Source organism: Paractinoplanes ferrugineus (assembly GCF_016862195.1).
GTDB lineage: Bacteria > Actinomycetota > Actinomycetes > Mycobacteriales > Micromonosporaceae > Actinoplanes > Actinoplanes ferrugineus.
Map to the genome: position 1 here is coordinate 21,955 of NZ_BOMM01000038.1, position 25,044 is coordinate 46,998.

Annotated in this window: 22 protein-coding genes; 14 read left to right on the top strand and 8 right to left on the bottom strand. The window is 71.1% G+C overall.

The window, feature by feature from the left end; all coding sequences use genetic code 11:
* The first annotated feature begins 13 nt into the window (after positions 1–13).
* The 4 genes from Afe05nite_RS20190 (at position 14) to Afe05nite_RS20205 (ending at position 5,319) form a co-directional block, all read left to right on the top strand.
* Complete coding sequence (locus tag Afe05nite_RS20190; RefSeq protein ID WP_239118016.1) at positions 14–1,114, top strand: transporter substrate-binding domain-containing protein; 1,101 nt, start codon at positions 14–16, stop codon at positions 1,112–1,114.
* The gene (locus tag Afe05nite_RS20195; protein ID WP_203818705.1) at positions 1,111–2,133 is read left to right on the top strand and encodes a hypothetical protein; all 1,023 of its coding nucleotides are present in this window, start codon (positions 1,111–1,113) and stop codon (positions 2,131–2,133) included. Before Afe05nite_RS20190 ends, Afe05nite_RS20195 begins: the two co-directional genes overlap by 4 nt.
* 92 nt (positions 2,134–2,225) lie before the next feature.
* Positions 2,226–2,948: a PP2C family protein-serine/threonine phosphatase gene (locus Afe05nite_RS20200; RefSeq protein ID WP_203818706.1), complete on the top strand. Its 723-nt coding sequence runs from the start codon at positions 2,226–2,228 to the stop codon at positions 2,946–2,948.
* A gap of 61 nt (positions 2,949–3,009) precedes the next feature.
* On the top strand, positions 3,010–5,319 hold the full coding sequence (locus Afe05nite_RS20205) for a putative bifunctional diguanylate cyclase/phosphodiesterase (RefSeq protein WP_203818707.1): 2,310 nt from the start codon (positions 3,010–3,012) through the stop codon (positions 5,317–5,319).
* Between the two features lie 261 nt (positions 5,320–5,580).
* Here Afe05nite_RS20205 and hrpB read toward each other — a convergent pair whose 3' ends face one another.
* Entirely contained in the window at positions 5,581–8,109 is a 2,529-nt protein-coding gene (gene hrpB, locus Afe05nite_RS20210) for an ATP-dependent helicase HrpB (RefSeq protein ID WP_438868562.1), read from the bottom strand.
* A 154-nt stretch (positions 8,110–8,263) separates the two neighbouring features.
* Here hrpB and uraD point away from each other — a divergent pair, with 154 nt between their 5' ends.
* The 5 genes from uraD to Afe05nite_RS20235 all read left to right on the top strand — a co-directional run bounded on the left by uraD (position 8,264) and on the right by Afe05nite_RS20235 (position 12,953).
* Positions 8,264–8,761 (top strand): 2-oxo-4-hydroxy-4-carboxy-5-ureidoimidazoline decarboxylase, encoded by a 498-nt coding sequence (uraD, locus tag Afe05nite_RS20215; RefSeq protein WP_203818709.1) that lies wholly within the window; start codon positions 8,264–8,266, stop codon positions 8,759–8,761.
* Positions 8,751–9,113, top strand: a complete 363-nt coding sequence (gene uraH / locus Afe05nite_RS20220; protein WP_203818710.1) for a hydroxyisourate hydrolase — start codon at positions 8,751–8,753, stop codon at positions 9,111–9,113. Before uraD ends, uraH begins: the two co-directional genes overlap by 11 nt.
* A gap of 4 nt (positions 9,114–9,117) precedes the next feature.
* The gene (pucL, locus tag Afe05nite_RS20225; RefSeq protein ID WP_203818711.1) at positions 9,118–9,978 is read left to right on the top strand and encodes a factor-independent urate hydroxylase; all 861 of its coding nucleotides are present in this window, start codon (positions 9,118–9,120) and stop codon (positions 9,976–9,978) included.
* Positions 9,975–11,324, top strand: coding sequence for an 8-oxoguanine deaminase (locus Afe05nite_RS20230; protein WP_203818712.1), 1,350 nt, complete (start codon positions 9,975–9,977; stop codon positions 11,322–11,324). Before pucL ends, Afe05nite_RS20230 begins: the two co-directional genes overlap by 4 nt.
* Positions 11,325–11,564: 240 nt before the next feature.
* Positions 11,565–12,953, top strand: a complete 1,389-nt coding sequence (locus Afe05nite_RS20235; protein WP_239118017.1) for a DUF1996 domain-containing protein — start codon at positions 11,565–11,567, stop codon at positions 12,951–12,953.
* A gap of 210 nt (positions 12,954–13,163) precedes the next feature.
* Here the strand turns inward: Afe05nite_RS20235 and Afe05nite_RS44935 are convergent, their stop codons facing one another.
* Complete coding sequence (locus tag Afe05nite_RS44935; RefSeq protein WP_203818714.1) at positions 13,164–13,589, bottom strand: barstar family protein; 426 nt, start codon at positions 13,587–13,589, stop codon at positions 13,164–13,166.
* 148 nt (positions 13,590–13,737) lie between these two features.
* On the opposite strand from Afe05nite_RS44935, the gene aceB reads away from it, so the two are divergent.
* The 3 genes from aceB (at position 13,738) to Afe05nite_RS20255 (ending at position 16,833) form a co-directional block, all read left to right on the top strand.
* Positions 13,738–15,285: a malate synthase A gene (gene aceB / locus Afe05nite_RS20245; RefSeq protein ID WP_203818715.1), complete on the top strand. Its 1,548-nt coding sequence runs from the start codon at positions 13,738–13,740 to the stop codon at positions 15,283–15,285.
* A 1-nt stretch (position 15,286) separates the two neighbouring features.
* A complete protein-coding gene (locus Afe05nite_RS20250) occupies positions 15,287–16,417 on the top strand; it encodes a DUF6986 family protein (protein WP_203818716.1) in 1,131 nt (376 codons plus the stop codon).
* A gap of 98 nt (positions 16,418–16,515) precedes the next feature.
* Positions 16,516–16,833, top strand: coding sequence for a hypothetical protein (locus Afe05nite_RS20255; protein WP_203818717.1), 318 nt, complete (start codon positions 16,516–16,518; stop codon positions 16,831–16,833).
* Here the strand turns inward: Afe05nite_RS20255 and Afe05nite_RS20260 are convergent.
* The 4 genes from Afe05nite_RS20260 to allB all read right to left on the bottom strand — a co-directional run bounded on the left by Afe05nite_RS20260 (position 16,788) and on the right by allB (position 21,163).
* Positions 16,788–17,960 carry an FAD-dependent monooxygenase gene (locus Afe05nite_RS20260; protein WP_203818718.1) on the bottom strand — a complete coding sequence of 391 codons (1,173 nt, stop codon included), beginning with the start codon at positions 17,958–17,960 and terminating at the stop codon, positions 16,788–16,790. The genes Afe05nite_RS20255 and Afe05nite_RS20260 overlap by 46 nt on opposite strands.
* A gap of 75 nt (positions 17,961–18,035) precedes the next feature.
* Complete coding sequence (locus Afe05nite_RS20265; RefSeq protein ID WP_203818719.1) at positions 18,036–18,692, bottom strand: PadR family transcriptional regulator; 657 nt, start codon at positions 18,690–18,692, stop codon at positions 18,036–18,038.
* 191 nt (positions 18,693–18,883) lie between these two features.
* The gene (gene alc / locus Afe05nite_RS20270; RefSeq protein ID WP_203818720.1) at positions 18,884–19,873 is read right to left on the bottom strand and encodes an allantoicase; all 990 of its coding nucleotides are present in this window, start codon (positions 19,871–19,873) and stop codon (positions 18,884–18,886) included.
* A 3-nt stretch (positions 19,874–19,876) separates the two neighbouring features.
* Positions 19,877–21,163, bottom strand: a complete 1,287-nt coding sequence (gene allB, locus Afe05nite_RS20275; RefSeq protein ID WP_203818721.1) for an allantoinase AllB — start codon at positions 21,161–21,163, stop codon at positions 19,877–19,879.
* A gap of 42 nt (positions 21,164–21,205) precedes the next feature.
* Between allB and Afe05nite_RS20280 the strand changes: the two genes are divergently transcribed.
* Positions 21,206–21,547: a TfoX/Sxy family protein gene (locus tag Afe05nite_RS20280; RefSeq protein WP_203818722.1), complete on the top strand. Its 342-nt coding sequence runs from the start codon at positions 21,206–21,208 to the stop codon at positions 21,545–21,547.
* On the opposite strand, the gene Afe05nite_RS20285 is transcribed toward Afe05nite_RS20280, so the two are convergent.
* Positions 21,505–22,266, bottom strand: a complete 762-nt coding sequence (locus tag Afe05nite_RS20285; protein ID WP_203818901.1) for a transglutaminase-like domain-containing protein — start codon at positions 22,264–22,266, stop codon at positions 21,505–21,507. The two genes, Afe05nite_RS20280 and Afe05nite_RS20285, sit on opposite strands and share 43 nt — an antisense overlap.
* A 73-nt stretch (positions 22,267–22,339) precedes the next feature.
* On the opposite strand from Afe05nite_RS20285, the gene Afe05nite_RS20290 reads away from it, so the two are divergent.
* Positions 22,340–23,416 (top strand): protein-L-isoaspartate O-methyltransferase family protein, encoded by a 1,077-nt coding sequence (locus Afe05nite_RS20290; RefSeq protein ID WP_203818723.1) that lies wholly within the window; start codon positions 22,340–22,342, stop codon positions 23,414–23,416.
* Position 23,417: 1 nt separating this feature from the next.
* On the opposite strand, the gene Afe05nite_RS20295 is transcribed toward Afe05nite_RS20290, so the two are convergent.
* Complete coding sequence (locus Afe05nite_RS20295) at positions 23,418–25,010, bottom strand: phospholipase D family protein (RefSeq protein WP_438868503.1); 1,593 nt, start codon at positions 25,008–25,010, stop codon at positions 23,418–23,420.
* Between the last annotated feature and the right edge of the window lie 34 nt (positions 25,011–25,044).

The window sequence follows — 25,044 nt, forward strand, 5'->3', positions numbered from 1 at the left end:
GCACGATGGGCCGATGAGCGAGCGCTTCGCGTGGCCGTTGCGACGGCGGACGCCCGGCCCGGACGGCACCGCGGAAGACATCGCGGTGCAGGACATCGCCGAGCGGGAGGCCGCCGACCGGCGGCTTCCCCCACCCGACCCGGAACCGCTCGCCGATCCGCCGCCCCGGTTCAACCTGGCCGCGTTCCGGCTGGCCGGGCTCGGGCTCGCCCTCGTGCTCGCGCTGGCCCTGGCCATGGTGCGGGTCTTCGTCGGCGGGCCGCCGTCGGTGGCTCAGCTGCGGGCCGAGTCCGGCGTGGACGGCTGGACGGAGCTGCTCGTCGGGGTCAAGGACGACCAGCCCGGGATCGCCTACTACGACTCCGTCAAGAAGATGTGGAGCGGCTTCGACGTCGACACCGCCTACATGATCGGCGAGGACCTCGGCTTCCGGCGCGACGAGGTCAAGTTCTTCGGGATGGAGAGCGAGGACCGGGCCCGCATGCAGGCGTACGACGTCGTCGATCGCAACAAGCGGGTGGCGGTCAACCTGGTGATCGCCAGCTACAGCATCACCAAGGAGCGGATGGAAGCGGGCGTGGTCTTCGCCGGCCCGTACCTCTACACCGAGCAGTCGGTGCTGACGCTCACCGACCACCCGGCCGTCGCCACCTTCGAGGACCTGGCCAAGAAGGAAGTGTGCTCGCTGTCCACCGCGACCAGCCTGACCGGTCTGGAGAAGGCCGGCGCGCACGTGCACCGCAAGAACCGGATCAGCGAGTGCATCACCGACATGCGCGAGCACCGGGTCGAGGCGGTCAGCACCGACGCCGCCATCCTGGCCGGCTACAAGGCGCGCTATCCCAACGAGTTCAAGCACTGGGACCTCGGCTACGACGCCACCGAGAAGTGGGGTGTCAACGTCGGCGAGAACCAGGCGCTGAAGAAGCTGGTGAACCTCACCCTCTACCGCTCGCTGAAGGATCCCAAGGACGATCGCTGGGAGAAGGCCTTCCAGAGCAACCTCCAGGTCGAGGTCGAGCAGAACAAGGACACCCCGATCGCGGTCGCCAACCAGCCCCCGGTGACCAAGCCGGACGTACGCGACCTGCCGTGGGAGGACGTCTTCCCATGACCGACATCTTCGTCAAGGGCGGGGCGATCCCGCCCCGCCGCCGGCGCGCCCAACTCAACTGGCTGCTCACCGTACTGCCGGCGTTCCCGCTGGTGCTGCTCGTGCTGCGGTTGTGGTACCTGAGCCAGCAGGACCTGCCCACGATGCTGCTGCTGGTGCAGTACATCAGCCCGCTCGGCATGATCAGTGCGCTGTTCATCACGCTGATCTGGACCGTGCCGGCCGCGATCCTGGTGCTGCGGGCACTCGGCGGGGTGCTGCTCGTCAGCGCTCCCGACGACGCCGGCCGCTCGCTGCTCGCGGTCACCGCGCTGCGCATGCCCGACTGGGTGGTGCTGCTCGCCACCATGATGGCCGCCTTCACGTGGCAGCTCCGCCTGCTGCCCGCCCTCGGCATGCTGATCGTCTCGATCCTCGGTGTCACCGGCACCCTGCGGTTCCGCACCGAGCGCTGGCTGATGCTCTGGATCACGGTGGGCGTGCCGGTGCTCACCGGAGCGATCGTGCTGATCTTCGTGTGGCCCGGCATCGTCGCCGCGCTGCGCACCGGGGAGATCACCACGGCGCTGCTGCTCGGCGTGCCGCCGCTGCTCGGGCCGTTGCTCACCGGCCCGGTGCCGGCCTGGTCGGCGCGGCTCGTCACGCACTGGCCGGCCGTCGCGGCCGCGCTCGTCGCCCCTCTCGCCGTCGGCGTCATCTTCCTGAGCGCCCCGGTGCTGCCGGACAGCGCCGTCGAGGTGGGCCCGGCCGGCGGCCCGCTCGAGGTGATGCGCGGTCAGCTGATCGCGGTCGACGACACCTCCACCACCGTCCTGCAGAGCGACGGCGACGTGCTCTTCATCCCGAACGATCAGGTGCGCTCCAAGACGCTGTGCCCGCGGCCGGTGGAACCACCGGACACCGTCGTCGCGATCCGCGGATGGCAGGCCTCGGAGAGTGCGCTGTCGTGGATCGCCCCCACGCACCGTGACAACTCGGTCGATCCGCGATGCCTCGGGCGGCCACTGAACCCCAGCTGAAGCGCGTTCTGAACGTGGTTGCCCTCGTTTTTCGGCGACACTCCGCCGCCCGCGTGCAGACAGGCTCGCGCCGATCTGGGAAGCTACCCGCCATGACCTTGCACCTGCGGTGGGCGGCAGTCACCGACCAAGGACATGTCCGCAGCAACAACGAGGACTGTTACTACGCCGGTGACCATCTGCTCGTCGTTGCCGATGGCATGGGCGGCATGGCCGCCGGTGACCTGGCCAGCCGCCTCGCGATCGAGGCGGTCAGCGGCCTCGACGTGCCCATCGAGAACGACAATCAGATGGACGCGTTGCACAAGGCGCTCGAGGCGGCCAACGTGAAGATCGCCGAGCAGGTCGTCGCCGAGCCGGAGCTGCAGGGCATGGGCACGACGCTGACCGCGGTCATCTTCTCGGGCACCCGGGCCGCGATGGCGCACGTCGGTGACTCCCGGGCCTACCTGGTGCGCGAGGGCCGGCTCAACCAGCTCACCAAGGACGACACGTACGTCCAGATGCTTGTCGACCAGGGTCTGATCAAGCCCGAGGAGGCGGCCGGTCACCCGCGCCGCTCGGTCGTCACCCGGGTGCTGCAGGGCGAACCGGTCAGCCCGGCCTACGTGATCGTCGAGCCCGAGCCGGGCGACCGCTGGCTGCTGTGCAGCGACGGCCTCACCGCGGTGGTCAGCAACGAGACCATCGAGCAGGAGATGCTCGCCGCCACCGACCCGAAATCCTGCGCCGAGCGCCTCATCGACCTCGCGCTGCGCGGTGGCGGGCCGGACAACATCACGGTGATTGTCGCCGATCTGACAGCCGCCGACTGAGGTTCGGCATTCTCCCTGAGCTGGGGTACTTTACTCCGGTCGTGGATCAGGGGGCTGACAGATGACGGCGCGACTCTTCGTCACGCTGGCGCTCGTCCTGGGTTCGGTCGCGTTCAGCGAACTTGTGGGGCCGCGGGGGTCGTGGCTCTACGACGACGTGGCGCAGACAGTGGCGGGGGCGGCGGCCGCGTGGATCTGCATCGCGGCCGCGAACAGGCGCTCGGGCGTGCAGCGCAGATGGCGGCTGCTCGCCGCCGCCGGGCTGGGTGGCTGGGCGCTCATGCGCGTCTACTGGCTGATCCTCGACCTGCTGGACCCCGGCCGGGCGATGACCTCGGCCGCCGACGTCGGCTTCCTGATCCTCCCGCTGTGCCTGCTGCTCGGCCTGCTCAACGCGCCCTACAGTCAACCCCGCCCGGTGCCCACGTCGGCCCGGCGCCACCAGATCGCGCTGCTCCTCGACAGCGTCCTGATCTCCGGCTCACTGCTGGCCCTCGCCTGGTCGGCGATCCCCGCCGGAGTCCTCAACCGGCCCGGTCAGACATCCGGGGCGATCGGCACGGCGGCCGCGTACGTCATCGGTGACCTTTTTCTGTTGACCATGGTGGTGCTCCTGCTCGCCACGCGACCCGGCTCGACGGCCGCCCGGCAGCCGCTGCAGCTGGGCGGGACGGCGCTGCTCGCCTTCGGGGTCAGCGACACGTTCCGCCTGATCAACCTCGGCCACGGCCCACTGAGCCCGTGGCAGGCGTCGGGTTACCTGTTCGGTTGCGGTTTCCTCGCGCTGGCCGCCGTCTCCCGCCCCCCGCCCGAGACCGGGGCGCCGCCGGCCGGGCTCTACCGCGACTGGCTGCACCTGGTGCTGCCGTACGTGCCGGTCACCGCCACCGGCGTGGTCATCGCGCTCAGCACCGGCCCCGGCAACCCGCTGTCGCCGTTCGAGGCGTACCTCGGCTGGATGGGTCTCGGCCTGGTGGTGGCCCGGCAGATGTTCACCATCGTCGACAACACGGTGCTGCTCGAGCGGATCTCCGAAGGCCGCCAGCAGCTGCACCACCAGGCCTACCACGACCCGCTGACCGGCCTCGCCAACCGGGCGCTGTTCCGCGAACGCCTGGTGCGGGCCCTCGACGAGCACCGCCACCGCGACCGGCCGCTCGCCCTGCTCTTCGCCGACCTCGACGACTTCAAGCTCATCAACGACAGCTTCGGGCACGCCATGGGCGACCGGGTGCTGCGCGCGATCGCCGACCGGCTCCAGGCGTGCGTGGCCGACGACGACCTGGTGGCCCGTCTCGGCGGCGACGAGTTCGCGGTGGTGCTCGACCGCCACCCCGCCGACGCCGAACCGACGGGCCACCGCATCCTGGCCGCCCTCCGCGAGCCGTTCCTCATCGACGGCCACCGCATCCGGGTCGGCGCCAGCATCGGCCTCGTGGTCCCCGACCCGGGCGAGCCGCTGACCGCCGACACGCTGCTGCGCCGCGCCGACGCCGCGATGTACTCCAGCAAGCGACGCGGCAAAGGAGCCCTCGCCCGGTACGCCGGCGGCGGCCCCGACGCCGACCTGCCCCACCTGCTCGCCCAGGCACTGGCCGACGGCGGTCGCCCGGCCGCGTCCGGTTTCGAGGTCTACTACCAGCCGATCGTCCGCCTCGACGACGGCACGACGGTGGCGGTCGAAGCCCTGGCCCGCTGGACCGCCCCGGGCGGCCCGGTCCATCCCGAAGTCTTCGTGACGGTCGCCGAACGAACCGGCCAGGTCGCCGCGATCGACGACTTCGTGCTCGACCAGGCGTGTGCCGACGCGGCGGCGCTGGCCATCATCTACGGGCGCCCGATCGACGTACACGTCAACGTCTCCGCCGGCCGCCTAGGCCAACCCGGCCTCGAGGAGGCGGTGCGGGCGGCCCTGAAGCGCCACGCCCTGCCCCCGTCCCGCCTGATCATCGAGATCACCGAGACCTACCGCATCGGCGACCTGCCCGCCGCCGCGGCCGCCGCCGCCCGGCTGCGCGCCCTCGGCCCGCGGATCGCCCTCGACGACTTCGGCAGCGGCTTCAACGCCCTCGCCCAACTGCACTCGCTGCCCGTCGACATCGTCAAACTGGACTCCACCCTGACCGACGTCGACGCCGCCCCGGAGCGGGCCGGCGCCCTGTGCCGCTCCATCGTCGCCATCTGCGACTCCCTGAACGTCCTCGTCGTCGCCGAAGGCATCGAGACACCCTCCCGCTCAGCCGCCCTGGCCGCCCTCGGCTGCCCACTCGGGCAGGGCTACCTTTACGGCCAGCCGGCCCCTCTGCACCGCCTCACCTCCCCGGCGATCCCCGCCCAGCCGGGCCCGTCCTCGTTGCCCCAGCTTTCTTGACGCCTTCGCTACGTCTGTTCCGCCGGCGCCCGGTGCTCCGGATCTGCTCTCTTGCGTGATCACGTGACTCGGTGTCCGGCCTTCGCCGTGATCAAGTCCGCTGGGCGGGAGGCGTGGTCAGAATGCGGGACACCGGCACGATACGCGTGGTCATTTAGGGGCATTTGTTCCTTCCTGTTGCGCAACGTCATGGAAAGAGGGGTCTCCGGCGCGGCTGAGGCCCCTTCTCAAGGAAGATGCGGCGACCGGTGGGCGATGTGGTCAGCGCGAACGGGGATTGGTGCGGCGGGTGGGCTCGGCGGTGGTCGGGTCCTCGGGCCACGGGTGACGTGGGTAGCGGCCGCGCAACTCGGCCCGGACCTGTGGATAGCCCTGGGCCCAGAAAGATGCCAGATCCCGGGTGACCGCAACCGGCCGGCCGGCCGGGGACAGCAGATGCAGCAGCACCGGCACCCGGCCGTCGGCCAGTCGCGGCGCGTCCGTCCAGCCGAACGCCTCCTGCACCTTCACCGCGAGCACCGGGGCCTGGGCGTCCGAATAGTCCACTCGGACCCGCGAACCGCTCGGCACCGGCAACCGCTCCGGTGCCACCTCGTCCAGCCGGCCCGCCACCGACCAGGGGAGCAGGCGTCGCAGGCCCGCGGCGACGTCGAGTTTGGCCAGGTCGGCGCGGCGCCGTGCGGTTCCCAGGTCCAGCCACTGTTCGGCCCGTTCGGCGAGGGCCTGGTCGGCGACGTCCGGCCACGGGGCGCCCAGGGCGGCGTACGCGAAAGCCAGCCGCTCGCGCAACTCGACCGCTCCGCGTGACCAGGTCAGCAGCCCGACCCCGTCCCGGCGTAGGCCCTCCAGCAGGGCCGGTTGCAGGAGCGCCGGGTCGGTGATCCGACGTTCGGTGAGCGTGATCGCGCCCAGCCGCTGGACCTGGCGGCCCACCACGTCACCGTCCGCCCAGCCGATCTCGGTGGCTTCGTGCCGGAGGGTCGCGGCGGCTTCCCGCGCGGTCGCCTCGTCGAGCGGCGCCGCGGTCCGGATGCGCGCCGTCCGGGCGCCCGCTGTGCGGTCGGCGGAGGCGATCGCCAGCCAGGTGACGCCGCCCAGAGCACTGCCCGGGCCAAGGTCGGCGGCGGTGCCGCCGGCCATCAGATAGGACCGCCCACCAGCTTCCCGTACGCGAGCGACCCGCTCCGGATAAGCCAACCCGACAACAAGCCCAGCCGCCAGATCATCGGGCACCCCGTCCCGCGAAGGCACCCCGTCCCGCGAAGGCGCCTCTGAGAGATCCACTTCGGACATTTCCGAAGAGTCGGAGTCGGAGTCGGGGGAGCGGTCGAGGGCGGCGGTCAAGCGGCGTACTTCGGACCGCCAAGCCGGGTCGCCGGCCGAGCGGGCCCGCCGCCACGCCGCCACCAGGTCGTCGCCGGTGGCGCGGTCGTCGTCCAGCAGGGCGATGATCTCGGCCGCCCGGCGGGGGCCGACCAGGTGGGCGCCGTCCAGCAGGGCCCGGCCCAGGCGGGGGTGCAGGCCGGCGTCGGCCAGGGCTCGGCCGCGCGGCGTGATGCGTCCCTGGTCGTCGACCGCGCCCAGGTCGCGCAGGGTGGCCACGGCGGTCTGCAGCGCACCGCCGGGGGGTGGGTCGGGCAGGGCCAGGCCGCTGCCGTCGGGGTGGCCCCACAGTGCCAGGTCGAGGGCGAAACCGGTGAGGTCGGCGGCGGCTATCTCGGGTTCGGGCTGGGCCGGGAGCCGGTCGTGCTGAGCTTGCGACCAGCACCGGTAGACGCGTCCCGGGGCTTCCCGGCCGGCCCGGCCGGCTCGCTGGACGGCGGCCGCGCGGGACACCGGTACGGTCACGAGGGCCCCCAGTCCGCGGGCGTGATCCATCCGGGGCACTCGGGACAGGCCGGCGTCGACCACGGCTCGTACCCCGGGAACGGTCAGGCTGCTCTCCGCCACGGCGGTGGCCAGGACGACCCGGCGGCGGACCGCCGGCCGGAGTGCGGCGTCCTGAACGGAGCCGGGCTGGCGGCCGTGGAGCGCGATCACGTCGGCGTCGACACCGCCCAGCCGGCCGGCCACGGTGTCGATCTCGCGGGCGCCGGGCAGGAAGACGAGTACGTCGCCGTCGCCGTCGGCGAGCGCGCGCCGGGTTGTCGCGACCACGTGGTCGAGCAGTCGGGGGTCCACGCGCAGGCCGAGCGGCGGGGTGATCGGGCCGGTCGGCGGGGTCCACCGCACGTCGACCGGGAAGAGGCGGGATGCGGCGGCCACCGTCGGCGCGCCGCCGAGCACCGCGGACAGTCGCTGTGAGTCGGCGGTGGCCGAGGTGGCCAGCAGGCGCAGATCGGGGCGCAGCGCGGCCCGGACCTCGATCAGGAACGCGAGCGCGAGATCGGTGTCGAGGTGCCGTTCGTGGCACTCGTCGAGGACGACCACGCTCGTACCGGCCAGTTCCGCGTCCCGTTGCAGGCGGCGGACCAGGACCCCGGTCGTGACGACCTCGACCCGGGTCCGGCGGGAGACGCGGCGCTCACCCCGTACCGTAAATCCGATCTGGCCGCCGACCGGCTCGCCCAGCAGGGAGGCCATCCGCCGGGCGGCGGCTCGCGCAGCGAGACGGCGCGGCTCCGCGACCACCACCCGGCCCGGCCCGTCGGCCAGGGCGAGCGGGACCAGCGTGGTTTTGCCGGTGCCGGGCGGTGCGACCAGGACCGATGCCCCGTGGCCGGCAAGCGCCGCGCGAATTTCCGGCAGAAGTGCCCGGATCGGCAGATCGGGTAAAGCCTCGTCGGAAATGAGCACGGGACCATCCTGACTCAGGCCCGGAAACTGTCGGACCCCCGTGGCAGGGTGTGTTGCAACGAAGGACGCGTTTGTGAATTCCTGCGCAAAGGTCTGCACCCGCGTGATCCGGCCTGCTTGACTGATCGACACCAGGAGGGGGTTGCCGATGGATGCTTTCAACTCGCTCCTGGCCGTTCGCCTCGAGGAGGAACTCCTCGCCTGCTGCGCGGCACCCGCCTGGGGTGCCACCGTGGTCGCCAAACGTCCCTATCGGGAGCGATCGGAGATCCTCGCGGTGGCTGACGCGGCCGCTCGTGAGCTGGCCTGGCCCGACGTGCTGGTGGGCCTGTCGGCCCATCCGCGCATCGGTGAGCGGGCGGCCGGCGATTCGAAAGAGGCCGCCTGGTCGCGGCGTGAGCAGGCGGCAGCGGGGCGCAGTGCCGACGAGTCCACCAAGGCGGCGCTGGTCGAGGCCAACCGGGCTTACGAGAAACGCTTCGGCCACGTCTTCCTGATCTTCGCGAGCGGGCGCAGCCAGGAGGAGATCCTGGCCGCGGCGCGTCAACGGCTGGCCAACGACGAGGAGACCGAGCGGATGGTCGTGCGGGACGAGTTGCGCAAGATCGCGCTGCTGCGACTGGAGCGGGTGCTCGATGCCCTCTGACGACGGCACCGAGCCGGAATTCCACGCGAAGATCTCGACGCACATCCTCGACACGGCCACCGGCGACCCGGCGCGTGACGTCTATGTCCGGCTGGAGCGCCGGGATTCCGAGGGCTGGCGCATGATCGCGGAGGGTCGCACCGACGAGGACGGCCGCCTGCGATACCGCGTTCCGATGCACGAGTGGCAGGCCGGCGGTTACCGCCTGTTCTTCTACGTCGAGCCCTTCCTCGGTGACGACGGCTTCTTCCCGGAGGTCACCGTGGCGTTCCATGTCCGCGACCCGGAGCGGAACTATCACGTTCCGCTGCTGCTCAGCCGTTATGGCTACACCACCTACCGAGGGAGCTGACGCCGTGGCGATCGTTCTTGGACCCAATCGTTACGGCAAGGCCGAGACGCGGCTCGTGCGCGTGTCCCGCGACGGCGACACCCACTCCCTGGCCGACTTCAACGTCGGCATCGCGCTTTCCGGTGACCTGGCCGCGACTCACCTGACCGGCGACAACTCGGGTGTTCTGCCGACCGACACGATGAAGAACACGGTCTACGCGTTCGCCAAGAAACACGGCGTCGGCGAGCCCGAGGAGTTCGCCCTGCTGCTGGCCCGGCACTTCGTGGCCACCAACGGCCAGATCGAGTCGGCCCGGGTGAGCATCGAATCGTTCGGCTGGGAGCGGCTCGGTCCGCACTCGTTCCAGCGCAAAGGTGACTGCACCCGGCTGGCCTCGGTGGTGGTGACCGCCGAGCAGACGCAGGTGGTCTCCGGTCTCACCGGCCTGGTGCTGCTCAATTCGACGGCGTCGGAGTTCCACGGCTTCCCGCGCGACCGTTACACGACGCTGCCCGAGACCACCGACCGCATTCTGGCCACGGCGGTCGACGCGAAGTGGCGGCACATGTCGCCGACCGCCGACTTCGCGAAGTCCTTCGCGGGCGTGCTCGAGGCCGTCACCACCGCGTTCGTCAACACCTACAGCTATTCATTGCAGCAGACGCTGTTCTCGATGGGCAGCCATGCCCTGCACCAGCGGCCCGAGATCGCCGAGATCCGGCTGGAGCTGCCCAACAAGCACCACTACCTGGTTGATCTGTCGCTGTTCGACATGGCGAACGACAACGAGGTGTTCATCGCCGGCGACCGCCCTTACGGCCTGATCGAGGGCACCGTCGTCCGCGACGACGCGCCCCCCGCTCTCGCGGAGTGGTATTTGTGATCATCATCGAGAACGTCGCGGTCGCGACCGTCGACACGAGCGACACCTACCACCCCGACGGCCACGTGGTGGTCGGCGACGACGGGCGGATCGTCGCGGTCGGCGCCGGTCACGCCGGCCGGTTCCACCGCTCGGTGCGGCGGGTCGACGGCACCGGGTGCCTCGTCACGCCCGGCCTGGTCAACACCCATCATCATCTCTACCAGTGGGCGACCCGCGGGCTCGCCCTCGACGAGACGCTGTTCGGTTGGCTGACCACTCTCTACCCGATCTGGGGCCGGCTCGACGCCGAGATCGTCGGGGCCGCCGCGGGCGCCGGGCTCGGCTGGCTCGCCCTGTCCGGCTGCACGACGAGCATGGACCACCACTACGTCTTCCCGCGCGGCGGCGGTGACGTGCTCGAGGCCGAGATCGAGGCGGCGCGCCGGATCGGCGTCCGCTTCCACCCGACCCGCGGTTCGATGGACCTCAGCCAGAAGGACGGCGGCCTGCCGCCCGACAACGTCGTCGAGGACACCGACGAGGCGCTCGCCGCCACCGAGAAGGCGATCGACCGGTGGCACGACCCGTCGCCCGACGCGATGCTGCAGATCGCGGTCGCTCCCTGTTCGCCGTTCTCGGTGACGGAACGGTTGATGAGCGAGGCCGCCGTGCTGGCCCGCCGCAAGGGCGTCCGCCTGCACACCCACCTGGCCGAGACCGACGACGAGGAGGACTTCTGCCGCGAGCGGTTCGGCTGCACCCCGGTCGAATACGCGGAACGGCTCGGCTGGCTTGGCGACGACGTGTGGCTCGCCCACGGCGTGCACCTCGACGATTCGGCGATCGCCAAGCTCGGCGCGACCGGCACCGGCGTGGCGCACTGCCCGAGTTCCAACGCCCGCCTCGGCGCCGGCATGGCCCGGGTGCGCGAGCTGATCGACCATCGCGTCCCGGTCGGTCTCGGTGTCGACGGTGCCGCCTCGCAGGAGGTCAGCCATCTCGGGTCGGAGTTGCGGCAGGCGCTCTACACCGCCCGTCAGCGCGGCGGGCCGAAGGCGATGACCGCGGCCGAGGCGCTGCGGCTCGGCACGATCGGCGGCGCGCGCTGTCTGGGCCGCGACGGCGACCTCGGCTCCCTGGAGAGCGGTAAGCTTGCCGACCTCGTGATGTGGCGCCTCGACGGGCTGGGTCATGAAGGCATCGACGACAAGCGGGCGGCCCTGGTCTTCGGCCCGCCGGCCACTGTCGAGCTCTCGCTGGTCGGCGGCAAGCCGGTGGTCGAGCGCGGCGCACTGGTCAACGCCGACGAGGAAGCCCTCACCCGGCAGGCCAGGCGAGCCCACCGCCGCCTGCTCAAGACTTAACGAAGATTTAAGGCGGGGAGCCCGGAAAAGCGTTATTCAACGTCGATGTCGCGGCCACCAGCGGCATCGGAAAGAGCAATTCATAAGTCTTTCTCCACGCATTGAAAGAAGGTCTCCACCTCGGCATACTGCCTTTGAATCGAGCCCCCTCGGTCATTGAAAAGGTAGCGATTTATGCCTCTGCATGTTCTCCCTGAGCCCCGCCGTGGGCGCAGCCGTGTCATTGCCGCTTCCGCAGTCGTGGCGGTCCTCGGTGCCAGTGGCGTCTACATCGCCACCGCCGACGCCGCCGAGACCGTCGTTCCCGGCCGCCTCCAGGCCGAGGCCTACTCCGCCCAGTCGGGTGCGCAGCCCGAGAAGACCGGCGACGCCGACGGCGGCCGCAACGTCGGCTGGCTGGCGAGCGGCGACTGGCTGCGTTACGACAACGTGCGGGTCGGCACCACGATCCAGGCCCGCATCGCCTCGGACAACACCGCGGGCGGCACGATCGAGCTGCGCGCCGGCTCGGCGACCGGCGCCCTGCTGGCCTCGATCCCGGTGACGAAGACCGGCGGCTGGCAGAAGTGGACCACCGCGTCAGCCACCGTCAAGCAACCGCCCGCCGACGCCCAGTCGCTGGTGGCAGTGATGAAAAGCGGCCAGAAGTCGGACTTCGTGAACATCAACTGGTTCACGCTGGGAGCCGCGCCGACGTCGACCCCCGCAACTTCGGCCTCAGCCTCGGCCACGCCGGTCGTCCCGGCCACGGCCGCGCCGACGACCGCGACGGGCGCCGGCTGGGTCGATGTGGACCAGGCGAAATGGCAGGCGCAGCTGGCCGAGTTCAAGGCGATGACCCCGCGCCCGATCACCAACGACCCGGTCCGGGTGGCGGAGTTCAACGCCTCCTGCACGGTGAGCCACTCGAAGACCGACGACCCGATCGTCTTCCCCAACCTGCCCGGCGCGTCCCACATGCACTCGTTCCTCGGTAACGACAGCACCGACGCGAGCACCACCACCGAGACCCTGCTGAAGAACGCGGGCTCCAGCTGCAAGCCGTCGGCGGACCAATCCGCCTACTGGATCCCCACGCTCTACGAGAACGGCAAGGCCATCGAGCCCCACGGCGTGACCGTCTACTACGGCTCGCGCCTCGCCGACACCACCAAGACGGTCCCGTTCCCGCAGGGCTTCCGCATGATCGTCGGTGACGCCAAGCGTCAGGTCGACACCCCCAAGGGCGCCCCCGGGCAGTTCTGGTGCGGCGGCGTGGGCGGCGAAACCGGCCGCAGCTCCGACGGCAACTGGCCGATCTGCGCCAAGACCGCCGAGCTGACCTTCCAGCTGACCTTCCCCGACTGCTGGGACGGCGTGCACCTGGACAGCCCCGACCACAAGTCCCACGTGGGCCCGGCCGACTCCAAGGGCGTCTGCAGCGGCAAATACCCGGTGGCGATCCCGTCCCTGTCCTTCGTGATCGGCTACCCCACCTCAGGCTCAGCCGCCGGCTTCGAACTGGCCTCCGGCAACGCCAGCTCCATGCACGGCGACGCCTTCTTCGCCTGGGACAACGCCGCCCTCGGCCACCGGGTGCGCGACTGCATCGTGCAAAAGGCGAAGTGCAACACCAACGGAACCTTCTGACCGTACGCATCCAGGGGCCCCCGACCGCACCAGCCGGCCCCCCGCCTACGGCGGCTGCCGCCCGCGACCCGAGCGGGCGGCAGCCCATAGCGCGCCTTTCGCGCCGGCACCCACCCACTCGGCCAACCCCCCAAGGCCAAACTCCTTGAGGTGCGGGCGCGGCCAGACGTCCCCACCGCGCCCGCACCTCCCACCCCCAGCCGACTCGGCCTAGTACCTCTGGCCACCGCCGGCCCGCCGTCGCGGTGCTGGTCTCCGCCCTCGGTTCACCGAGCTGGGCCTCCGGTCCGCCCGCAGCCCGTCAGCGTGATGGAAGCGCTTCCCGGCCAATCGGGGCTTGCGAGGGTAGCGACCAGGCGGCCGCCGACGAGCCCCGCACTGACGTCTCGGTCGGCGGAGGCGTCGGCGAAGGTGCTCCGGCCAGTCATGCGGACAATCCGCGAGCGCGTCCCAGTTGTGGCCGGAACAACCGGGGAACGACAGGTCACGCGCGAAGGCCGGGAAAAGCGATGCCGGGCTGTGCAACTCCCGGCCGCCGAGCCGTACGACCAACCCGCCCCGCTCCTGCAGCCTGGTCACTTCGGTAGTCACCCACGGGTCGTCGGTCCGGGTGACGATGCCCACGGCGGCCGGCATTCGGAAAGAGTGGAGCCCATCCCGCGATCCTTGCCGATCGGAAGACGGCGGACGGGACGGGCGGGCTGTGATCTAGTTCGGCGCTGCCGGTGGGGGCCGGCTCCACTACGGTACGAAGGGGGTAGTCGCACCGAGGGGAGTCGAGGCCATGACCGAAATTCTGTCCGACGAGGCCCGAGCGTTCGTGGTGGAGTTGAACAGGCGTTTCCGGCCTCGCCGTGACGAGCTGCTGGCGGCGCGGGCGGCGCGGCGGGCGGAGATCGCGGCTGGGAAGTCGTTGGGGTTCCTGGCCGAGACCGCGGACATCCGAGCGGCTGAGTGGCAGGCTCCGGCGGCGCCGGCGGACCTGACCGATCGGCGGGTGGAGATCACCGGGCCCACCGAGCGCAAGATGACGATCAACGCGCTCAACTCCGGGGCCAAAGTATGGCTGGCCGACCTCGAGGACGCGAACACGCCGCATTGGCAGAACGTGATTGACGGGCAGCAGAACCTCTATGCGGCGATCCGGCGCACCATCAGTCTGGCGACCCCGCGGAAGAAGTACGAGCTGAACGGTGGGCCCTATCCGACGATTGTGATGCGGCCGCGGGGGTGGCACCTCGACGAGCGACACCTTGACGTCGACGGGGAACCGGCGGTGGGGGCGCTCGTCGACTTCGGGCTCTATTTCTTCCACAACGCCAAGGAGCTTCTCGAACGGGGCAGCGGACCCTACTTCTATCTGCCGAAAATGGAGTCGCACAGGGAAGCGGCCCTGTGGAACGACGTCTTCACGTACGCGCAGGAGGCCCTTGGCATTCCGCACGGCACCGTCCGGGCAACCGTTCTCATCGAGACGATCCCGGCGGCGTTCGAGATGGAGGAGATCCTCTATGCGTTGCGTGACCACATCTCGGGGTTGAACGCCGGGCGCTGGGATTATCTGTTCAGCATCATCAAGTACTTCCGCGACAACCCGAACATGATTCTGCCGGACCGGGCGTCGGTCACGATGACCGCTCCGTTCATGCGGGCCTACACGGAACTGCTCGTGTCGACCTGTCACCGCCGTGGCGCGTTCGCTATGGGCGGTATGGCGGCGTTCATCCCGAGCCGGCGTGACCCGCAGGTCAACGAGGTGGCGCTGGGCAAGGTCCGGGAGGACAAGGAGCGTGAGGCCGGCGACGGCTTCGACGGCTCGTGGGTGGCGCACCCCGACCTCGTACCGGTCTGCCAGGAGATCTTCGATCGGGTCCTCGGGGACCGGCCGAACCAGCTGGACCGGCAGCGTCCCGAGGTCCGCGTGGACGCCGCTCAGCTGCTGGCGGTGGCGTCGACCGGGGCCGAGGTGACCGAGGCCGGCCTGCGGGGCAACGTGTCGGTGGCGTTGCAGTATCTGGAGGCGTGGCTGCGCGGCAACGGTGCGGTGGCGATCAACAACCTGATGGAGGACGCCGCGACCGCGGAGATCTCCCGCTCGCAGGTGTGGCAGTGGATCCACAACGAGGTGCGGTTGCCGGACGGCACCGAGATCTCCGCCGAGCTGGTGGGCCGGATCGAGGACGAGGAACTCGTCAAGATCCGCAAGGCGATCGGGGACGAGGCGTGGGCGGCGAGCCGGTTCGACGACGCCCGCAAGCTTTTCGAGCGGGTGGCGCTGTCCGACGATTTCGCCGACTTCCTGACGACGGCCGCCTACGACTCGATCGACTGAGATGCGACTGTCCGACGAGGACCACGCCGAGCTGGATGCCCGGCTGGCCGGTCACGACGCGTTCCTGAGATCCCGTTACCCGGGGGAGCGGCCGGGCCGCCAGCCGATCCACACCGTCTACATCCCGGCCGACCGGCTCGACGATTTCCGCGAGTGGGGCTCCCTCGCGATCGAGGCGATGCGCGATTTCCCGTGGGACGCCGACGACATCCGGGCCAAGCTGGCCCGGGAACCGATCGAGGATCTGCGTGTCGATTTCGAGGACGGTTACGGCGTACGCCCGGACGATCAGGAGGACGAGGCGGTCCGCCGGGCCGCGAAAATTCTCCGCGCCGGCCCGCTGCCGCCGTTCCTCGGCATCCGGATGAAATCGCTGGAAGCGGCCACTCGCCGCCGGGCGTTGCGCACGCTCGACCTGTTCCTGGATTCCTATCAGGACACTTTCCAAATCACCTTACCCAAGGTGAGCGGCCCCGATCAGGTCAGCGCGATGGTCGCGCTCTGCGAAAAGCTCGAGCGGGTGTACGGGCTACCGAACGGCACCCTGACCTTCGAGATCCAGGTCGAACTCCCGTCCGCGGTCCTGTCCGCGAACGGCACCGCCACGGTCGCCGCGCTGATCACCGCGGCGGACGGTCGTTGCACCGGATTGCATTACGGCACGTACGACTACAGTGCCGCGGCCGGGGTGGCGGCCGCGTACCAGTCGATGGAGCATCCGGTGGCCGACTACGCCAAAGCGGTGATGCAGGCCGCCGCCGCCCAGACCGGGGTGCGGCTGTCCGACGGCTCGACGAACATCCTGCCGGTGGGAGCGCCGGCGGAGGTGCAGAGCGCGTGGGCGCTGCATCACCGGCTGGTTCGCCGTTCCCTGGAACGCGGCTTCTACCAGGGCTGGGACCTGCACCCGGCACAGCTGCCGACACGTTACGCGGCCACCTACACGTTTTTTCGGGACGGCCGGGACGCGGCGGTGGACCGCCTGCGGCGTTACCTTTCCCGCCAGGAGAGCGGCATAGCCGACGAGCCGGCCACCGCGCGGGCCCTGGCCGGCTATCTGCTGCGCGGGCTGGACTGCGGCGCCTTGACCGACGCCGGCCTGCCCCGCTCCGACCTGCTGACGCTGCTGTAGACCCGCGCCACGGCCCGGCCAGGATCGGGCGGGGCGGGGCGGGGCGGGGCGGGACCGGGCGGGGCGGGACCGGGCGGGCGGCGGAGTAGGTTCGGGGCATGCGCATACCTACGGCGGCGATCACGGCGGGTTCCCTGATCGGCGGCTGGCAACTGGCCCGGCGCACCGGCAACCGGCCGCTCGGCGGGCTGGTCCTGGCGGCGGGTGGGGCGCTGGCCGGTCGCGACTGGGCGCGCCGGACCAGTCCCGTGGTCACCGGCGCGCTCGTCACGACGTACCTCGGCGCGTTTGCTCTGTCCCACCCGCTCGCCCGCCGCATCGGCGCCTGGCCGGCTGTCCTCGCGGTTTCGGCGGTTACCGCGGCGGCCGCTTACGCGGCCGCGGACCGCAGGTCAGTCACCCAGTCGATGCGGTAACGCTGTTCCGGGCCGAGCACCCGTTCCGGGTTCATCGCGATCCTCATGAAGATCGGCATGAGAATCGGCAGCAGTGCCTTCCCGACCGGACCGGGCGCCTTGACGCCGTTGGTCCTCGCGGCCCGCGACGCCACCTTCTCGACCCGGCGCCGGCGCAGCCCTTCGTAGTGGGTGAACGCCTCACCGACGTCGGTGAAGTCGCGCAGGCACTGGGCCAGCTCGACGGCGCTCTCGATGGACAGCGACGCGCCCTGGCCGGAGCTGTTCGACGGGGCGTGCACGGCGTCACCGACCAAAACCATGCGGCCCCGATGCCAGTGCGGGACCGGCGGCATGAGGTGCAGGGCACCGTTGACCGTCAGTTCGCCGGCCGGCAGCCGCCGGATCAGGTCGCCGCCGGGGCTGTCCTCGCCGTACGTCTCGAGCAGGGTTTCCGTCCACTTCGCCGGGGGGACGGCGCGAGCTGAAGTGATCGTCAGCGGCGGATGCGGCAGGTTGATGCCGAAGGTGGTGCCGCCACCGGGCGTCGGGCCGTAGAGGTAGTAGCCGCGCTTGCCGAACGCGAAGATCATCGTGCCCGGTTCCTCGGGCACCTCCAGCGGTGACCGGCCCTCGAAGGCCAGCATGCCGGTGTAGCGCGGACCCGGTGCGGCCGGGTCGATCAGCCGGCGCACGGTGGAGTGCACGCCGTCGGCGCCGATCAGCACGTCGGCCCGGATCTCGTCGCCGTCGGCGAAGACCGCGGTGACGCCACCGCGCCCCGGCACGGCGTCGACCAGGCGCTTGCCGTAGTTGATCTCGACTGAGGACGCCAGCGACTGGTGGAGGTCGCGGCGGTGGATCATCTGGAGCGGGCCGACGCCGGCCAGGGCGGGCAGCTGAACCCGTTTGTGGCCGATCGACATGACCTGCCGGTGGATCGGCCACGCTCGCGGCAGGTCCACCCCGACGATGTCCAGGGCCGCCACCCCGTTCGGGGCGACCGCGATGGCGCCACCCACGCCGTCGGTGGGGGCCGGGTAACTCTCGTAGACGGTGGCCTCGATGCCGGCCTTGCGCAGGGCAAGGGCGGTGACCGGGCCGGCGATGCCGCCGCCGATGACGGCGACGGTGCGTACTCGTGCCATGTGGTCCTCCTCGGGGAGAACCGCGACCTCGGTATCCTGGGTTTGCCGCCGCCGGGCCGGATCGCGGTTCGGTGGTCAGGTCCCGGCGTCCTGTTGCAGCAGGTCGCCGGGACCGGTTTCCTCCGCCAGCCGCCGGATCTCCTCCGGTGGCCGGCCGGTCTCGTGATAGACGCGCCACTCCTCAAGGCCGGCGAACGTGCCGGCTCGCAGTTCGGTGATCAGCGAGCGCATCCAGGTGGCTTCGGCGGTGCGCATCGCCCGGTCGTACTCCACCTCGATGAGGAAGAGCCGGGGAACGTTCTCGTCGGAGTAGGTCGCCTCGATCTCCCGCTCGACCGCCTTGAGACGCTGTTGCAGCAGCGTCACGACCTCGTCAGGGGACAGCACCGACATCACCGACAATCCGCCCCGGAAGAGTGGTGCCTCCGGCTCGGCCGTGGACAGCAGCTCGCGCGTCCAGTCGAGCAGTTCCGCCCGGCCGGCGGCGGTCAGCCGGTAGATCGTGCGCTCCGGCCGCCGTCCCGCCCGAACGCTCTCCACCTCGGCGATCAAGTCGTGCTTGGCCAGGTTGCCGACCACGGTGTAGAGCGAACCCCACTTGATCTTCAGGTCGCGGTCCTTGCCCCAGCCCTTCAGCGCCGAGGCGATCTCGTAGGGGTGCATCTGGCGAAAGGCGAGTGCCGACAACACCCCGAGCGCCAGCGGGTTGCCGACCTTGCGCCGCTTTCCCATCCCACGCTCCTCGTCCACGAATGCTCGTAGGCGAGTATAAGACCCAAGGCAAAATCTATCCAGCGGTACGGGCGAGGGGCCCCCAACCGCAGCAGCCGCGAACCCGCGCCACGCGCCCAGCCGGCTGGTGCGCCGGGGCAGGTCCAGGACGAGCCGGCGGTCGCGCCACATTCGTCGGTGACCGGTGCGGGTCAGCGGGTTCCGACGTGGCGGCGGAACTTCTCCTCGAGGACGGTCCGGTCGGGGCGGCCGATCACGCGGAGCCGGGCCATCCCGCCGTCGGGGTAGATGTCCAGCCGGACGCGGTCCACCGGGCCGGCCGGGTGCACCGGGAAACGGTGCGGGGTGTCCGGGGTCAGCGGGACCGCGGGCAGGATGTCGAACCACGGTCCGTTCGCCAGGGAGCCGCGCAGTGCCGCCGAACCGGGGGCGTTGCCCTTGAAGTGGGTGGTGTCCAGGTCGACGAACTCGACCGCGGTCGGGGCGGCCAGCGCGATCTCGGCCCACTCGTTGCCGTCCGTCCGGCGGCGGGCGGTTTCCCAGCCGTCGCCCATGTGGCGGGCCAGGCCGGGGGCGAGCATCTGGTGCGGGCGGCCGTAGAACATGTTGCTGCAACCCGTCACGTGGCCGCCGCTGGTCAGGGCGGCCACGTCGAACACCGCGGGCAGCAGCGCCGGATCGGGCACCACGTCGCCGTGCACCCGTAGCCGGGCCACGCCGCCGTCGGGGTAGATGGTCAGGCGTACGTGGGTGAAGCGGCGGCTGTCCCGTACCGGGAAAAGGTTGCGGGTGTCGCCGTCGAGCGGGGACTTCGGCAGGATCGGGCTCCAGTCGGCCGCCTGCAACTCGGCCGGGCTGGGGTAACCGTCGACGGCGAGGGCTTCGACCGAGGCGTACGGCGGGTAGTTGCCGGTGAAGAACGAGGTGTCGATGTCGACGCCGTGGATGACGCCGGGGACGCCCAGCCGCACGATCGCGACGTCCTGGCCGGGGCTGCGCCGGCGGCGGGTCTCCCACCCGTCGTACACCTGGCCCTTGTGCGCGAAGGTCCGCGGCGAGAACGTCGGCGGGTCGGGCATGACCAGGTGGTCGGCGACCGCGAAGAACTCGTCGTTGGCGAAGACGACACCGCCGCCCAGGGCCCGGGAAGCCAGGTCGGGCCGGATGCTGAAGTCCTCCATCGGTCAGTCCTCTCGGGTCAGGAAACGGCCGTCGTTCCCGGGCACGCCGCGCAGCCAGGTCCGGCGGACCACACCGTGCAGGACCTTTCCGGCGTACGGCGTGACCGGGTTCTTGTGGTGCAACGAGTGCGGATCGACCGTGAACGTGTCCTCCGGGTCGAACGCCACCAGGTCGGCGTCGGCGCCCACCTCGATGCGGCCCTTGCCGGTCAGGCCGACCAGATCGGCGGGGCGCCGCGCCATCCAGTCCACCACGTCGGCGAGCGAATAGCCGCGTTCCCGGGCCGCTGTCCAGATCACCGGCAGGCCGAGCTGCACCGAGGCGATGCCACCCCAGGCCGCCGCGAAGTCGCCGGTGTCCTGCCGTTTCAGCTCCGGGGTGCAGGGCGAGTGGTCGCTGACGACGCAGGTGATCAGCCCGTCGGCGAGCGCCTGCCACAACTGGTCGGCGTTCGCCGCGTCCCGGATCGGCGGGCAGCACTTGAACTCGGTGGCGCCGTCCGGGATCGAGTCGGCGTCCAGGGTCAGGTAGTGCGGGCAGGTCTCGGCGCTCACCCGTACCCCGTCCGCTTTGGCCGCCGCGATCAGCGGAAGCGCGCCCGCCGCCGAGAGATGCAGGATGTGCACGCGCCGGCCGGCGGCGCGGGCGGCGGAGATCGCGGTGGCGATCGCCGCGTGCTCGGCCTCGGCCGGGCGGGAGGCGAGGAAGTCGGTGTACGCGGCGGACGGCACCGCGTCGTGCAGGTGATCCGGGTCCTCGGCGTGCACGACGAACAGCGCGTCCACCGTCGCCAGCGCGGTGGCCAGCTCGGCCGGGGACAGCGGCGGGAATTCCGGCACCCCGGAGTCGGCGAGGAACGCCTTGAATCCGAAGACACCCGCCGCGTGCAGGGCGGGCAGCTCGCCGGCGTTCCCGGGCACGGCGCCGCCCCAGAAACCGACGTCGACCTGGATCTGGCCGCGCGCCGCCTCCTGCTTGATCTTCAGCGCGGCCGGGGAGACGGTCGGCGGCAGGCTGTTCAGCGGCATGTCGATGATCGTGGTGACGCCGCCGGCGGCGGCGGCCCGGGTCGCGGTGGCGAACCCCTCCCACTCGGTGCGGCCCGGTTCGTTGACGTGCACGTGCGTGTCGACCAGTCCGGGCAGCAGGGCGGTGTCGCCAAGATCGACATCCGCCGCGACGTCGATCGGCCCGACCGCGACGATCTTTCCGCCGGCGACCGAGACGGTGGCCGGGACGACACCGGCGGGAGTGACGACACGGCGGGAACGCAGAACCAGATCGGCCATCACCCGACCCTAGACGCCGTAGGTTTCCGCCAGAATGACTCCATGGCCTATGACGAGGTGCTGGCCCAGCGGCTGCGGGACAGGTTCGCCGACGACCCGGCGGTGCGCGGGAAGAAGATGTTCGGCGGTCTGGCGTTCCTCACCCACGGAAACATGACGGTCGGGGTGCACTCCGACGAACTGATCGTGCGGCTCGACCCGGCCGAGATCCCGGCCGCGCTCGACCGACCGGGGGTGCGCCCGTTCGTGGTGGGCGGCCGCGGGATGAAGGGCTGGATCCTGGTCGCCGGCGAGATGCTCGACGACCCCGACCTGGACGGGTGGCTGGCCCAGGCGTCCGACTACGTCGCGACGCTGCCGCCCAAGGACACCAGCTCGAAGTGATCGTCGATCGGTAGATCGCCGTCGGTGACCGCGAAGACCATCAGCTCCGGCATCGTCAGCGCGCCGGAAAGGGTGGTGGCGAAGGCGGTGTCGGCGGCGTCCCGGCCGGTCGCGATGCGGATCAGCGACTGGCGCGGGGCGAGCCGGGTCGCGTCCCACACCCGCCACTCGTCGTCCAGGGCGGTCTCGACGACCAGGTGGAAGTCCATCGGGGACAGGCCCGGGGCATAGACGGCGACGACCCGGGCCGGGATGCCGACGGCCCGGCAGAGGGTGGCGGTCAGGTGCGCGTAGTCGCGGCAGACCCCCGAGCCGGACAGCAGCGTGTCGATCGCGTCGGTGCTCGGGCCGCTGCTGCCGAGCGTGTACGTCAGATGGGTGTGCACCCAGGCGACGATCGCCCGGACCGTGTCGGTCGGGTCGCCGGCCCCGCCGAACTGCTGGAAGGCGAAACCGAGCAGGCGGTCGGAAGGGCAGTACCGGCTGGGGCGCAGGGCCACGACCCGGTCGTACGGGGTGACCGGTTGCGACCCGGTCACCCGGTCGACGGTGGCCTGATATTCCACGGTCAGCCGGCCCGGCCCGGCGCGAAGGTAGTGCTGGCGGCCGGGCAGTTCGACCGCCTCGACCGACAGGCTCTCGGACCGGGGTGACACGGCGGCTATCCGCAGCACCAGCTCGGCCGGCTCGGTCACGTCGAACACCAGCGTGCAGGCCATTTCACTCACGGGGCGCAGACTATCCGCCACACGTTACGGTCTCGGTCGTGCGCCGCCGCCCTATCGTGGGGGGATGGACCGGCGGCGGGAGTTCGTGGAGCAGATCCGGCAGGGCGGTGTCACGCTCTCGCCGGAGCTGGCCGCCGCGTTCGAGAGCGTGCCGCGGGAAGCGTTCGTGCCCGACGGTTTCCAGCGCCGCGACGGCAGCCGGGTGCTTCCGGCCGACCCCGATTTCCTGTCCGAGGTCTACCGCGACGACGTGCTCGTGACCAAGATGGACGGTCCCGTGCCGACCAGTTCGTCCAGTCAGCCGTCGCTGATGGCGGTGATGATCGAGGCCCTGGAGGTGCGCCCGGGGCAGCGCATTCTCGAGGTGGGTGCGGGCACCGGCTACAACGCCGCCCTTCTCGCTTCGCTCGGGGCGTCGGTGACGAGCATCGACGTGCAGGAGGACGTGGCGGTCCGGGCGCGCTCGGCGCTGGCCCGGGCCGGCGTCGGTGGGGTACGGGTGGAACGCGCCGACGGCTACGCGGGCCGGCCCGGGGAGCGTTTCGACCGGGTCGTCGTCACGGTCGGGATCGCCGGGGTGTCGCCGCACTGGCTCGACCAGCTCGAGCCGGACGGCTTCGTGCTCGCCCCGGTCGTGCACGCCGGCACCCATCCGGTGCTGCGGGTGAGCGGCTCGCCGGGGTCCGGCCGGGCGTTGTGCTGGTCCGGTTTCATGGCCGCGGCCGGCCCGCTGAACGCCCCATTCCCCGACGCGTTCCCGCTGCCGGCGCCCGGGATGGCCGAGATGACCCCGCACCGGCCGGCCCGTTACGAGCCACCGTTGTCCGAGACCACCTATCGAGACCTCTGGTACGCGGCCGGCGTCTGGAACCGGCGCGCCTCGCACGCCCCCGTCCCGGGCCGGCAGTACGGCGGCCTTGCCCTGCTCGACAGCACGCGTGCTGGGGGAGCGGTGATCCCGCCCGACGGCAGCGTGTGGGCGGGCGGTGCCGAAGCGGCTGCCTCGGCCGCCATGGCCGCCGAGGTCGTCGACCGCTGGGAGGCCGCCGGACGACCGCCGATGGGCGCCTGGCGCATCGGGCTCGAGCCGGCCGGTGACCCGCACGCGCCGATCCGGGTGCCGCGCCGCTGGGCGCTTTGAGCTACCAGGTTCCCTTGCGGCGGTCGCGCAACGGGCGGCCGTCCGGGTCGTAGGCCAGGCGGTAGACGGGCAGCGCCCACAGCCTCTGGTACCACGGCATCTTGCCGGTGCGGTGCGGGAAGATCCGGCCGGGCGGGCGGGGGCCGTGCCGGCCTTCGTCGCTCCACTTCCGCAGGCGCTCGGCGGTCGCGTCCATCTCGCGTACCACCGAACGCGGATCGATCAGGCCCTCGTCGTCGTCCCGGTCGAGGTGCTCGCGCGTCAGCGCGAGCCGCAGGTCGCGCGCGAAGCGGCGCGGGCCGAGGTCGGTGGGCGCCCGCTCGTCCCGCGTCTCGTCGAGGATCGCGCAGGACAGTTCGCTGTCGTGGGTCCAGGAGCGGCGGTTGAAGTTGTCGCTGCCGACGCTGCACCACACGTCGTCGATCACGCAGACCTTCGCGTGCACGTAGACCGGGGTGCCGGCGTGATTTTCCAGGTCGAAGACGTGCACCCGGTCGGGCGCGGCGCGGCGGCACCGGGCGATCGCCTGCTCGCGGCCGATCTCGTTGGGCGGCAGCGCGAAGCGGCCGTCGACGTCGGGGTGCCGCGGCACGACGGCGACGAGGTGGAGCTCGGGGTTGGCCTTGAGGGCCTCCGCGAACAGTTCGGCCACCTCGTTCGACCAGAGGTACTGATCCTCGATGTAGATGAGGCGCTGAGCCAGGCGGATCGCCTTGGTGTAGCCGCGGGCCACGGTCCGCTCGCCGTGCGGCGCAAAACCGTACGGCGGGCGCATAGCCGGATATGTCCGTAGAACTTGGACGTTCAGTGAACCGGCCTCGGGCGGATCCGGTGGCTGCGGCGGAAGCGTGTCGGCGTGTTCGTCGGCGTGCTTGAGGTGGTCGACCACGGTGGCGATCGGGCCGTGCTGGTCCAGCGGCACCGGGTCGGTCCAGCGTTCGCGGAAGCACAGGTCGAGGGCGCCGACGACCGGGCCGCGCAGGGCGAGCTGCACGTCGTGCCACGGCGGATTCTTCCCGTACGCGGCGGCCATCTGCACCGCCTGCGGGTCGCCGTCGTGGTCGTGGTCGTCCCGGCGGCTGTGGCACAGGTCGATGCCGCCGGCGAAGGCGACGTCGAGCTCGGGCCGCCCGGGGTGCCGCAGCACGACCAGCTTCTGATGGTGCGAACCGCCGCGGCGTACGCGCTGATCGAGCAGCACCTCGCCGCCCGCCGCCCGGATCTCGTCGCCGAGGTTGCGGTTCTCCTCCTCGCTGTAGGCGAGGGTGTCCAGATGAGACCGCCAGAGTAGGCCTTTGACTATTACGCCCCGTTTTGCCGCAGATGCGAAGAGTTCGGCCACGGTCGGGCCGTCCTCCCGCATACGTTCATCCGGGTCGCCCCGCCAGTCCGTGAACAGGAGGTGGTCACCCTCGCGGAGGCTTTCCACCTCGGACACCAGCCGGTCAAAATACGTTATTCCGTGAATAAGCGGATCGGCCGTGTTGCCCGCGCACCACGTGGGTATGGAGGAGTTCGGGTTGCCGCGCTCCTTCTCATCAAGGAACCACTCCACTGAGACGAAGCCCTTCCCTGAGGTCGACGAGGTCCTCACGTTAAGCCGCTTGATCGGCCGCCGCACCCTGGAA